Source organism: Citrobacter sp. Cpo032, from assembly GCF_030332975.1.
In the GTDB taxonomy this organism is placed as follows: Bacteria; Pseudomonadota; Gammaproteobacteria; order Enterobacterales; family Enterobacteriaceae; genus Citrobacter; species Citrobacter portucalensis.
This window is the reverse complement of record NZ_JAOWGU010000014.1, coordinates 67,439-79,656: the sequence shown is the minus strand read 5'-3', so window position 1 is coordinate 79,656 and position 12,218 is coordinate 67,439. Positions and strand designations below refer to the sequence as shown.

12 protein-coding genes are annotated in these 12,218 nt (G+C 50.7%); 8 read left to right on the top strand and 4 right to left on the bottom strand.

Going from position 1 to position 12,218, the window contains the following annotated elements:
• The first annotated feature begins 29 nt into the window (after nt 1-29).
• Together rhaS and rhaR are read left to right on the top strand one after the other, a co-directional pair.
• Entirely contained in the window at nt 30-878 is an 849-nt protein-coding gene (rhaS, locus tag OGY33_RS00415; protein WP_008787013.1) for an HTH-type transcriptional activator RhaS, read from the top strand.
• A gap of 147 nt (nt 879-1,025) precedes the next feature.
• The gene (gene rhaR, locus OGY33_RS00410) at nt 1,026-1,874 is read left to right on the top strand and encodes an HTH-type transcriptional activator RhaR (RefSeq protein ID WP_149607381.1); all 849 of its coding nucleotides are present in this window, start codon (nt 1,026-1,028) and stop codon (nt 1,872-1,874) included.
• Here the strand turns inward: rhaR and rhaT are convergent.
• Nucleotides 1,871-2,905: an L-rhamnose/proton symporter RhaT gene (gene rhaT, locus OGY33_RS00405; protein ID WP_003825242.1), complete on the bottom strand. Its 1,035-nt coding sequence runs from the start codon at nt 2,903-2,905 to the stop codon at nt 1,871-1,873. The two genes, rhaR and rhaT, sit on opposite strands and share 4 nt — an antisense overlap.
• Before the next feature lie 289 nt (nt 2,906-3,194).
• Between rhaT and sodA the strand changes: the two genes are divergently transcribed.
• Complete coding sequence (gene sodA / locus OGY33_RS00400) at nt 3,195-3,815, top strand: superoxide dismutase [Mn] (RefSeq protein ID WP_003825239.1); 621 nt, start codon at nt 3,195-3,197, stop codon at nt 3,813-3,815.
• A 233-nt stretch (nt 3,816-4,048) separates the two neighbouring features.
• On the top strand, nt 4,049-5,032 hold the full coding sequence (gene kdgT, locus OGY33_RS00395) for a 2-keto-3-deoxygluconate transporter (protein WP_191238960.1): 984 nt from the start codon (nt 4,049-4,051) through the stop codon (nt 5,030-5,032).
• Nucleotides 5,033-5,073: 41 nt separating this feature from the next.
• On the opposite strand, the gene OGY33_RS00390 is transcribed toward kdgT, so the two are convergent.
• The gene (locus OGY33_RS00390; protein WP_191238959.1) at nt 5,074-5,970 is read right to left on the bottom strand and encodes a dihydrodipicolinate synthase family protein; all 897 of its coding nucleotides are present in this window, start codon (nt 5,968-5,970) and stop codon (nt 5,074-5,076) included.
• A 152-nt stretch (nt 5,971-6,122) separates the two neighbouring features.
• Here OGY33_RS00390 and yiiM point away from each other — a divergent pair, with 152 nt between their 5' ends.
• The 4 genes from yiiM to OGY33_RS00370 all read left to right on the top strand — a co-directional run bounded on the left by yiiM (nt 6,123) and on the right by OGY33_RS00370 (nt 10,058).
• Nucleotides 6,123-6,797 carry a 6-hydroxyaminopurine reductase gene (gene yiiM / locus OGY33_RS00385; protein ID WP_048215189.1) on the top strand — a complete coding sequence of 225 codons (675 nt, stop codon included), beginning with the start codon at nt 6,123-6,125 and terminating at the stop codon, nt 6,795-6,797.
• 227 nt (nt 6,798-7,024) lie between these two features.
• Nucleotides 7,025-7,729 (top strand): GntR family transcriptional regulator, encoded by a 705-nt coding sequence (locus OGY33_RS00380; RefSeq protein WP_020996112.1) that lies wholly within the window; start codon nt 7,025-7,027, stop codon nt 7,727-7,729.
• A gap of 8 nt (nt 7,730-7,737) precedes the next feature.
• Nucleotides 7,738-8,691, top strand: a complete 954-nt coding sequence (locus tag OGY33_RS00375) for a sugar phosphate isomerase/epimerase family protein (protein ID WP_048215188.1) — start codon at nt 7,738-7,740, stop codon at nt 8,689-8,691.
• Nucleotides 8,692-8,813: 122 nt separating this feature from the next.
• Complete coding sequence (locus OGY33_RS00370; protein ID WP_103015331.1) at nt 8,814-10,058, top strand: MFS transporter; 1,245 nt, start codon at nt 8,814-8,816, stop codon at nt 10,056-10,058.
• Nucleotides 10,059-10,098: 40 nt separating this feature from the next.
• On the opposite strand, the gene cpxA is transcribed toward OGY33_RS00370, so the two are convergent.
• Together cpxA and cpxR are read right to left on the bottom strand one after the other, a co-directional pair.
• The gene (cpxA, locus tag OGY33_RS00365) at nt 10,099-11,472 is read right to left on the bottom strand and encodes an envelope stress sensor histidine kinase CpxA (RefSeq protein WP_003028758.1); all 1,374 of its coding nucleotides are present in this window, start codon (nt 11,470-11,472) and stop codon (nt 10,099-10,101) included.
• Nucleotides 11,469-12,167: an envelope stress response regulator transcription factor CpxR gene (cpxR, locus tag OGY33_RS00360; protein WP_003028763.1), complete on the bottom strand. Its 699-nt coding sequence runs from the start codon at nt 12,165-12,167 to the stop codon at nt 11,469-11,471. Before cpxR ends, cpxA begins: the two co-directional genes overlap by 4 nt.
• Nucleotides 12,168-12,218: the final 51 nt, after the last annotated feature.

Below are 12,218 nucleotides of genomic sequence, written 5' to 3'. Positions count from 1 at the left end.
ATGTTCATTTGATCGGGAAGGATGTCATCATGACGGTATTGCATTGCGTGGATTTTTTTCCGACAGGTAAAGCGCCAGTGGCTATTGAACCGCGGCTTCCTCAACCTGCGTTTCCAGAGCATCATCATGATTTTCATGAAATTGTGGTGGTCGAACATGGAACGGGGATCCATGTGTTCAACGGGCAGCCTTACACAATCAGCGGCGGTACGGTGTGTTTCGTTCGCGATCATGACCGGCATTTATATGAACATACTGACAATCTGTGCCTGACCAATGTGTTGTATCGCTCCCCGGATGCGTTTCAATTTCTGGCTGGGCTGAATCAGCTTTTACCTCAGGAACAGAATGGGCAGTATCCCTCCCACTGGCGGGTGAATCAGGGGGTATTGCAGCAGGTTCGACAACTGGTGGGGCAGATGGAAGCGCTCGGTGAGGGGATGGATACACCAACGGCGGCAAATCGCGAGATCCTGTTTATGCAGTTGCTGGTACTGCTGCGTAAAAGCAGCCTGATGGAAGCAGCGACCGATAACGACGCGCGGCTTAACCTCCTGATGGCGTGGCTGGAAGATAACTTTGCCGACGAGGTGTGTTGGGAGGCGCTGGCCGAGAAGTTTTCCCTCTCTTTGCGCACTCTGCATCGCCAGCTCAAACAGCAAACCGGATTGACGCCGCAGCGCTACCTTAACCGCTTGCGGCTGATCAAGGCCCGGCATCTGCTTCGCCACAGTGATGACAGCGTGACAGACATCGCTTATCTCTGCGGATTCGGCGACAGTAACCACTTTTCGACGCTTTTTCGTCGTGAGTTCAAGTGGTCACCACGCGATATTCGTCAGGGGCGCGATCTCGTTGTGGCAAGCCGCCTCCAGTAACGCGAAAGCTATCAACGTTTTTTACCGCCGAATCTCAGATAATCATGTCCCTTAACGCCGGATGGTGGCTACGCCTTATCCGGCCTACGTGTCACGTAATCTGTAGGTCGGATAAGGCGTAGCCGCCATCCGACAGGGAATATTGTGATGGCGAATCATCTGGTCCTTCTGAAATCAGACTTCTTTGCGCATGAGCAGCAGGCTGTGGCCGTGGCTGACCGTTATCCGCAGGATGTCTTTGCTGAGCATACCCACGAGTTTTGCGAGCTGGTCATGGTCTGGCGCGGTAATGGTCTGCATGTCCTTAACGATCGCCCGTACCGGATAACCCGTGGCGATCTGTTTTACATTCGCGCCGAAGATAAACACTCCTACACCTCCGTGAACGACCTGGTGTTGCAAAATATCATCTACTGCCCGGAGCGGTTGACGCTGAATGTTGACTGGCAAGGGGCGATCCCCGGATTTGACGGTACGCCGAGGCAGCCGCACTGGCGACTCGGTAGCGTTGGCATGACCCAGGCCCGACAGGTGATAAGCCAGCTTGAGCATGAAAGCAATCAACGTGATGCACAGGCTTTTACCATGGCTGAACTGCTGTTCGGGCAACTGGTGACACACCTTAAGCGGCATCGTTATGCCACGGATACGCTCCCGGCGACCTCCAGTGAAACGCTGCTGGATAAACTGATCACCGCGTTAGCCGGTAGCCATGAGCATGCGTTTGAACTGGATACGTTTTGCGAGCGCGAACAATGCAGCGAGCGCGTTTTGCGCCAGCAGTTTCGCAGTCAGACCGGGATGACCATCAACCAGTATCTCCGCCAGGTGCGGGTTTGCCATGCGCAGTATCTGCTCAAACATAGTCGGTTGATGATTAGCGAGATTTCCATGCGCTGCGGCTTTGAGGACAGTAACTACTTTTCGGTGGTATTTACGCGGGAAACCGGGATGACGCCGAGCCAGTGGCGTCATCTCAGTACTCAGCATGCTTAGCTGGCCATTCCCAGACCGACAATGTTTGCCGCGACAATGATCACTACGCAGCCGAGGCTTAACACGCTGACCGGACGACGACCCGCGTTTTTCCACTCTTTCAATACCAGACCGACAATCCCGCCGCACAGAACATAGAAGCTCATGTGCAGCATCCAGCTTACATAGTCATACTGCGCCGGAATACGTGCGTGGCCCCAGGCGTAGAAGAAGAATTGCAGATACCACATCAAGCCACCAAGCGCAGAGAGCAGCACGTTGGTGATAATCAGCGGTTTGGCTAACGAGAAGTCGGCTTTTATCGACAAGTTCTTCACTTTTGCCAGACGAATGAAGCAGAAGCCCAGGTTAACAAGCGCGCCACCGCCCATAATGACCACATAGCTAGGCAGGGCGACATACAGCGGATCGACGCCCAACGCGGCGGCGGCATCGTGCATCGGTTTCGCCGCGTTCATCGCAAAGGACATCCCGGCGGAGAAAATACCGCACATGACGGCCAGAACCAGACCTTTTTTCAGGTTGAAATCTTCCGCTTTGATGCCCATTTTTCGTTCTTTTAACTGACCGGCACGGGTAACAATGCCCACGCCAATCAGCGCGACCAGTACGCCAAGCAGCGTCATGCGGCCACCAGAGGTATTGATCAGTACATCAAAATTGCCGTTGATAATCGGGGTCATCAGCGTGCCGACAATCAGCGTAATACCTATCGCAATCCCGATACCCATCGACATACCGAGATAGCGCATGGTCAGGCCATAGTTGATATTGCCAATCCCCCACATTGCACCAAACAGAAATACCGGCGCCAGTGTGGAGAGGCTGAAGGAGCTGAAGTAGGCCCAGAAATCGGGAAGTAACATGGCGCTGATGGTCCACGGCAGGATTATCCAGGAGACGATCCCGCCAACCGACCACATCGTTTCCCATGACCAATGTTTGACTTGCTTGAACGGGGCATAGAAACAGGCGGCACTGGCTGCCCCTATCAAATGCCAAAAGATACCCATCGTAATCGCGTTACTCATGACTTAATCCTCGTTATTTTTTATCGTCGGTAATGACCCCTCCGACCTAACGAGTTTAAAAATTACGCAGGTGGTTAACCTTTTAACGATTGCCGTCCTTTTGCGCATGTTGGCAATCATCACGTTAAGTGGGTGATTCGGCTCACATCTTTAACAATGGTTTTGATTCATTAAGACCCTGTAAAAAGTACGGCATTGATAATCATTTTCAATATCATTTAATTAACTATAATGACCCAACTGCTTACGCGGCGTTAACACTGGCCGCCCGACAATACTGGAGATGATTATGAGTTATACACTGCCATCCCTGCCGTACGCTTATGATGCCCTTGAACCGCACTTCGATAAGCAGACGATGGAAATCCACCACACCAAACACCACCAGGCTTACGTAAATAACGCCAACGCTGCGCTGGAAAGCCTGCCTGAATTCGCCAGCCTGTCCGTTGAAGAGTTGATCACCAAACTGGATCAACTGCCAGCAGACAAGAAAACCGTACTGCGTAACAACGCGGGCGGTCACGCTAACCACAGCCTGTTCTGGAAAGGCCTGAAAACCGGTACTACGCTGCAGGGCGACCTGAAAGCGGCTATCGAACGTGACTTCGGCTCCGTTGACAACTTCAAAGCTGAATTTGAAAAAGCAGCGGCAACCCGCTTTGGCTCCGGCTGGGCGTGGCTGGTTCTGAAAGGTGACAAACTGGCTGTTGTTTCCACCGCCAACCAGGATTCCCCGCTGATGGGTGAAGCTATCTCTGGCGCTTCCGGTTTCCCAATCGTGGGCCTGGACGTTTGGGAACACGCTTACTACCTGAAATTCCAGAACCGTCGCCCGGACTACATCAAAGAGTTCTGGAACGTCGTGAACTGGGACGAAGCTGCCGCGCGTTTCGCAGCAAAAAAATAAGTTCTACGCTTTAACAAAGCCCTGCAAGCGATGCTTGTGGGGTTTTTTTGTGATCAAACTCAATATAAAAACAATGATCCACTTAAATTGAAACAAGGTTTTATTATGCGAGTGGGATCACTTTTATAGTCTCTATGAATGTCTATCTTCTTTTCATCAAGACGGGCGCATCTCAAAGCAAGATGCAATCGCCCATAAAAATTGCCCCATTTTTATGTCTACAGGTGATGGAAATGCAGATCAAACGTACGATAGAGAAAATCCCAGGCGGTATGATGCTGGTGCCGCTTTTCCTGGGCGCGTTGTGTCACACCTTTTCCCCCGGCGCCGGCAAATATTTCGGCTCTTTTACCAACGGTATGATCACCGGTACGGTGCCTATCCTGGCAGTCTGGTTCTTTTGCATGGGGGCGTCGATCAAGCTAAGCGCCACCGGCACCGTGCTGCGTAAATCAGGTACGTTAGTCATCACCAAGATTCTGGTGGCGTGGGTGGTTGCAGCGATTGCTTCACGCATTCTGCCGGAACATGGTGTAGAGGTTGGATTCTTCGCAGGGTTGTCTACGCTGGCGCTGGTGGCCGCGATGGATATGACCAACGGCGGGCTGTATGCCTCGATTATGCAGCAGTACGGCACCAAAGAAGAGGCCGGGGCGTTTGTCCTGATGTCGCTGGAGTCTGGCCCGCTGATGACCATGGTGATTCTGGGAACCGCCGGGATCGCGTCGTTTGAACCACACGTATTTGTTGGTGCAGTATTGCCGTTCCTGATTGGCTTTGCGCTGGGGAATCTGGACCCTGAACTGCGGGAGTTCTTCAGCAAAGCGGTGCAGACGCTGATCCCGTTCTTTGCCTTCGCATTAGGTAACACCATTGATTTGAGCGTGATTGCGCAGACCGGCGTGCTGGGTATTCTGCTGGGCGTGGCGGTGATTATCATCACTGGTATTCCATTGATTATCGCCGATAAACTGATTGGTGGTGGCGATGGTACGGCGGGGATTGCCGCTTCCAGTTCTGCGGAGGCGGCGGTTGCTACGCCTGTGCTGATTGCTGAAATGGTTCCGGCATTTAAACCGATGGCACCGGCAGCAACTTCCCTGGTCGCCACGTCGGTGATTGTGACCTCCATTCTGGTGCCGATTATCACGTCTATCTGGTCGAAAAGGGCCAAAGCAAGGGCGGCAGAAATTGATATTCGTGGCACCGTGAAGTAAGTCTCTTAAGCCGGATGGTCTGCACCATCCGGCTTAATTATTTATCCTTTGACGACAAACACCTCATCGATTGTTCGACACTCACTCTCGTTCAACTCTCCACCGGCATTACGTGACACGCCGGTACAATAGCCAAACTTACGCGATACCACGGTTTTGATGGTGGTGACAAAATCTTCGCCGATAGCATAGATGGACATGTAGGTGCCAATCTGGTCCTGAATATCGCGAAGCGCTGCCAGGTCGCCCTGTTTAAACGCTTCCCGCGCGCTGACAAACAGTTCCGGCATGACGTTGTTCAACCCTGAAATTATTCCCGCGCCACCTGCTAACAGGTTGGGAATGTAGTATTCGTCATAGCCGGACAGCACGGCAAAATCCTCCCGCACGGCGCGGGTGGTCTGAATCATACTGCGGGTATGGGACTGGCAGTCGACGGTGTCTTTAATGCCAGCGAAATTCGGGAACTCGGCGGCGAGGGTGGCTACCAGTTCGGGGGTTAAATCGCAGCCGGTGCGTGCCGGGAAGTTATAAGCAAACCATTTGCCGCTGAGTGTCTGCCCCAACTGACGGAAGTAGCTCAGCAGCTGTTTCGCCGTTTGTCCGTAGTAGTAGGGCGGCAGGATCATCACGGCATCGTAACCTGCGCGATACGCTTCCTGCGCCATCAATAAAACATCATTCTGGCAGGTGGATGAGACGTTGGCGACCATCTTTAGCGAGCTCATGGCGCGGGCCTCGCGGATCAGCAGCAGCCTTTCTTCGAGCGTAAAGGAGGCAAATTCCCCGATGCTGCCCATCAGCAAAATCACGTCGATTTTGGCCTCGGTAAGGCGTTTGAGATGCAGGCTTAGACCGTTGAGATCGATCTTGCCATCATTGTCCATTGGCGTAATGGAAGGACACCAGACGCCAGCAAATTGCGATTGACCAGTCACGTTGTCGACTCCTTATTTGAAATGATGTTTCAAAACCAGATTACATTGATAGCATGTGTCCCTAAGTTTCATGTGAACCGTGCTCTCATTTTGAGCGACTGGGGTAAAATAAATGTGGTGTAATGGGGGAAATTTATCGGGAGAGGGAACAGATGCGATATCCGGTCGATGTTTTTACGGGCAAAGTTCGGGACTACACGGGAAGCCGTCCCAGCGCGATTGCTAAAGTCCAGATTGACGGTGAGTTGATGCTGACCGAACTGGGGCTGACGGGGGATGAACAAGCGGAAACGAAAATTCACGGCGGGCCGGATCGCGCGCTGTGTCACTATCCGCGTGAACACTATCAGCACTGGAGACAAGCGTTTCCGGAGCAGGCGGAGCTATTTGTCGCCCCCGCGTTTGGTGAGAACCTCTCTACTGAGGGGCTGACTGAAGAGAATGTGTATATTGGCGACATTTTCCAGTGGGGAGAGGCGCTGATTCAGGTCACGCAGCCGCGCTCGCCATGCTTTAAGCTGAATTTCCATTTTGGCATCAGCGATATGGCCAGCCAGATGCAGGATGCGGGTAAGACAGGCTGGCTGTGCAGCGTCATCGCGCCTGGTCAGGTGTCAGCAGACGCGCCGTTGATCCTGGCGTCACGCGTGAGCGACGTCAGCGTGCGGGAGGCCATTGCTATCGCCTGGCATATGCCGTTTGATGATTCGCAATATCACCGTTTACTGTCGGCTGCCGGGTTATCAAAAAGCTGGACCAGAACGATGCAAAAGCGCCGTCTAAGCGGCAAGATCGAAGACAATTCCCGTCGTTTGTGGGGAAAATAAACCCACCTTCATCTTACAATTAAATCAGGTGGCGACACCTGATTTACCTCTCCCTGTGGTTCATCTCCCTGCGTACAAAACCGGGCAAAAACCTGACGGTCACGGTTTGCTTCAAAGCCATTCTTGATACCTGGCCCACAAAAAGAAACTCTGCGTTGAAAAAAAACTTGAGTATTTCCTGCACTCAAATATCTTAGCTTCAAATTGGTTTAAACCAGATTGGCGAAATGAAAAAGAAAAACAATGTTGATGTGCTCAGGGAGCGCTTTGAAAGCTGGTTAAACGAGAAGAATTTACCAGCGGGGTCCAAATTGCCTTCGGAAAGGGAGTTATGTGAGCTGCTGGATGCAAAGCGTATGACCTTACGTCAGGTTCTGATTGAGCTTGAGATCGATGCGCGTATTTTCCGCAAGAACCGCAGTGGTTGGTTTATTTCGTCGAAGCGATTTATTTATAACCCTAAATCACTTTCCAGCTTCAATGCTGAAGCCTGTGCTCAGGGACGTAAGCCTTTTTGGGATTATTTAACCAAAGAAACCATTGATACAGTTCCGCATCATGTTGATGATGTTTTTCTCTCCTCCGGTGACCGCTATTTAGTTACCGGCTGGTGCGGTCTTGATTCACATAAAGTGTTTTACCATGAATCCTATATTGATGCTGATGTTGCGCCAGGATTCATTAATAAATTGGGCAATCAGTCTTTTGCCAGCGTCTGGGAAGATGCGTTTGGCCATGTTTTAAATATCAAAGAAATGATTTTTAAACCGGTCAATATGCCAGAAGTGGCCTGCAAAGAGCTGGGTGTTGCGCCTAATACGTATGGAATTTTAGTAGAAAAACATCGGGCTACCCGAGATAAAAAAGTGGTTCAGGTTGATTTCGAATACTGGAGACTTGAATCAGTGGAACTTGTTATTCGCGATGAATGAGAAAAATAATGGGAAAATGTAACCAAGAACTTCTTGCGGAACGCGCGAGAAATATACCGCTGTACCTACATGCTTATGCTTTTCATCTGAATATGCGCTACGAGAGAGTCCTGCCGGGGGATCTTCTGGATATTGCGCATCAGCAAAAATTGAAGGGTGTAAAAATACATGTTGAGGATGGTGAGTCCCAATCACTGCAGAAACTGAACGATCAGCAGCTACACGATTTTAAAGAGAAGGCCAAAAAATATAATCTGGATGTGCATATCGAAACGAGCGCATCGGATAAGGCGACATTGACGGATGCCATCCGTATTGCTGTTGCTACTGGTGCAACTTCAGTGCGTTTCTACCCGCGTTATGAAGGGCATCTCAACGATGTTATGGCGAAGATTGCCAATGATATTGCGTGGCTGTCTCAGTATGACGATTGCGGACTAAGCTTTACTATCGAACAGCATGAAGATCTGCAAGGCCATGAGCTGGTGACGCTGGTTAACAATAGCGGGATGAAAAATCTCTCTATTCTGTTTGATTTTGGCAACATGATTAATGCCAATGAGCAGCCGCTTTCTGCGTTAGAGGTTATGTCTCCTCTGATCACTCAGGTGCATATCAAAGACGCAAAAATTATTAAAGAAGGTAAAGGCTGGGGGCATGAGGCTTGTCGTTCAGGACACGGCGATTTACCCATGGAAGAAATGCTTAAGGCATTATTACTTTTAGGTGAAGATAAACCGCAAGTACATGCTTTTGGCCTGGAAGAAGAAGTTGAATATTATGCCCCTGCATTTCGCTTCGACGATGAGGGTGATAATCCATGGATCCCATGGCGCGATGCAAGTTATACGCCGCTGCCTGACAGCAACATGGTTGATGCGCGACTGGCGCAGGAAAAAGAACATGCTCTTGCCCAAATAAAATACATTCGTGATATATGTGACAAGTTTATAGGCAATTAATTAGTTTTCTTAAAATATTATTAAATGCGGAAAGGATTATGAAAGTAATCCCCTGGCTTTATTAATTATACAATTTAATTTAGATATTTCTCTCAACAAGCAATGAGGGTTTAATCATGTTCATGAATAAATGGGCAAGGCTCTGTTTTTTGATTTTAGGCGGCGGCACGATATTCAAGCTTTCAAGTATGAAAGATGTTTTCTATGTGCCAATGCAGAATGACTGGGGTTTAACTAATACGCAAATTGGGTTGAGCTTTACGGTTTATACGATTGTTCAGACAACTGGACTTTTTCTTTCTCTCTATATCGCAGATCGTTACTCCAAGAAAATATTATTACCGTTCGGTCTGATTGGCGTTGGGTTATGTGGTTTATATCTGGCAACGCTACCGTCATTTACTGGTTATCTCATTTGCTTTGCCGCGATGGCTTTCTTTGCCGATGTGGTTTATTGGCCGGTATTGCTGAAAGCCGTTCGTTTGCTGGGAACGAAAGAAGAACAAGGACGCATGTTCGGCTTTTTAGAAGCCGGACGTGGCGTGGTGGATGTTATCGTTGCATCTGGTGCTCTGTTTGTCTTCGTCCAGTTTGGTGAAGGTAAAGCGGGGATGCAGGCGGGCCTGTTGTTCTATACGGTAATTACGCTTGTGGCAGGTATTGTGACGTACTTTATTGTCGATGATGACAAAGTGAAAGGCGGCGAGAAAACCAGTGCCAACATGGAAGTGTTAAAGGGTATCAAACATGTTTTGTCCTGCCCTAATGTTTGGCTGGCTTCTTTAGGTATTTTCTTCGTTTATGCCGCGTACTGTGGACTGACTTACTTTATCCCGTTCTTAAAAGATATCTATATGCTGCCGGTAGCTCTCGTCGGTGCGTACGGCATCATCAACCAGTATGCGTTAAAAATGGTAGGCGGGCCGATTGGTGGAATGTTGGCAGATAAAGTTGCTAAATCACCGACAGTGTATCTGAAGTGGACGTTCCTGATCTCTGCTGTGGCGATGCTTGTGTTCATGCAGTTACCGCATCAAACAATGAACGTGTATATCGGTATGGCGGCGACATTAGGGTTCGGAGCGATTATCTTCTCACAGCGCGCCATTTTCTTCGCGCCGATGGATGAGATCGGTACCCCACGTGAGTATGCGGGCTCGGCAATGGCATTTGGTTGCATCATCGGTTATATGCCAGCGATGTTTGCGTACACGTTGTACGGCTATTTGCTGGATACCAATAGCGGCATCACTGGCTACAACTATGTCTTTAGCGTGATGATTGCGTTCAGCTTAATGGGCTTTATCTGTTCGACAATTCTGGTGAAGCGGATTAAAAAGCAAAAGCTAGCGGCTGCGGCAGCATAACGTGAGTGCTTCCCCGGCAATAAATGACCGGGGAAGCCTGTTAAGCGCGTTTATACAGCGGTAACCAAATCACCAGCCGTAAACCACCCAGCGGGCTGTCTTCGGCCTTCACCCAGCCACGATGCTGCTGGATCGCGGTTTCCACAATCGCCAGACCCAGACCTGTTCCGCCAGACTCGCGATCGCGCGCCTCATCGGTACGATAGAACGGACGAAAAATCTGTTCTCTGTCTTCAGGGCTAACGCCTGGGCCATCGTCGTCCACGGTGATGGTAATCCCGTCGATATCCACCGCGAAGCCAACTTCAATCTTCGTATGTGAATAGCGCAGGGCATTGCGCACAATGTTTTCCAGCGCACTTTCCAACGCATTTGGGTTACCGTACAGCGGCCACGGACCCGGCGGGAAATTCACCGTGAGTGATTTACCCATCTGCTCAGCTTCAAAGGCGGCGTTATCCAACACTTCACCCCAAAGCTGATTAGCTTTCACTGTTTCGCTGACCAGCGCGTTTTTCTGCTGATTACGTGACATCACCAGCAGGTCGTTGATCATGCTGTCCAGTCGGTGAGCTTCTGTTTCAATGCGCTCCAGCTCTTTGCTCTCACCGCTACGACGGCGCAGCAGAGCGGTGCCCAGTTGCAGACGCGTTAGCGGTGTTCTCAGCTCGTGGGAGATGTCCGACAGCAGGCGTTGCTGTGTGGTCATCATCCGTTCCAATGCCGTCACCATCTGGTTAAAGCTTGCGCCTGCCGCCAGGAACTCCTGCGGACCGGCTTCCAGCTCAGGATGTTGACGTAGGTTACCCTGAGCTACTTCATCCGCCGCGTTTTTCAACTTACGCGCCGGTTTCGCCAGACTCCAGGCAAGCCAAAGCAATAGCGGTGAGCTGACTAACATGGTGACGATCAGCAACAACAGCGGTCGGTCGAACAGCAGGTTGATAAAGTCAGATTGTGAGCTGCTGGCAGGTCGTATGAGATACAGCTGGTAGTTATCTTCACCGTCTCTGACGGAGAAAGGCCCGACCATCTCAACGCGACCGTATTTTTTCTTTTGCGGATGGTCGGCGTTATCGGCCTGACCAATAAAGTTACGAATGATCTGCATTTCGTTGCGTTCTGCGCCGATCACGCGTCCTTCCGTCGTAACAAGTAATAGCCGCTGTCCTGGCGGCGCCCACTTGTCTATCGCCCGAAACAAGCGACGCCACCACATCAAATCGTTGGGTGGATCGTTCGCCAGTTCAGCTTCAACATGTTGCTCAATCATTAACCCCTGGCGCTGCTCGCTGTCCAGTAGCTCGGTCATCTGGCGTGAGTCGAGCTTGGGTAACATCAGTACCAACATCAACACCAGCGCCAGCGTCAACCAGAAGATGGCAAAGATGCGTGCGGTTAAGCTCCCTATCATGAAGCGGAGACCATCAGGTAGCCGCGACCACGCAGGGTTTTAAACCACGGGTGTCCGTCTTTACGCTCTGGCAGCTTACGACGCAGGTTCGAGATATGCATGTCGATCGCGCGATCGAAAGGCGTCAGGCGTTTGCCCAGCACTTCTTGGCTCAGGTGCTCACGCGAAACCACCTGACCGAGATGCTGAGCCAGCAAATAGAGCAGGGTGAATTCGGTGCCGGTTAACTCCAGAATTTGCCCGTCAAAGCTGGCTTCCTGGCGACCCGGATTAAGGCTTAACGCATCAACTTCCAGCGTCGGCGAACCGTTATCGCTGTTCTGCTGCTGTTCGCTCCAGTGTGAGCGACGCAGAATAGCGCGGATGCGCGCGACCAGTTCACGGTCGTTAAACGGTTTAGGTAAATAGTCGTCCGCGCCCAGCTCAAGGCCAAGTACGCGATCCAATTCGCTGCCGCGAGCGGTCAGCATGATTACGGGTGTCTGGTGTGTCTGACGAAGTGCTTTCAGCGTATCAATGCCGTTTTTCTTCGGCATCATGACGTCGAGCAAAAGTAAATCGATGCTGTCATCCAGAAGCTCAAGCGCCTGTTCCCCATCATAGGCAACCAGCACATCGAAACCTTCCATTTCGAGCAACTCCTTTAACAGGGAAGTCAGCTCTCGGTCATCATCAACTAACAGGATTTTATTCATTGTTTACGTACCTCCGAGGCAGAAATTACGTCATCAGGCGTCGCTAATCTA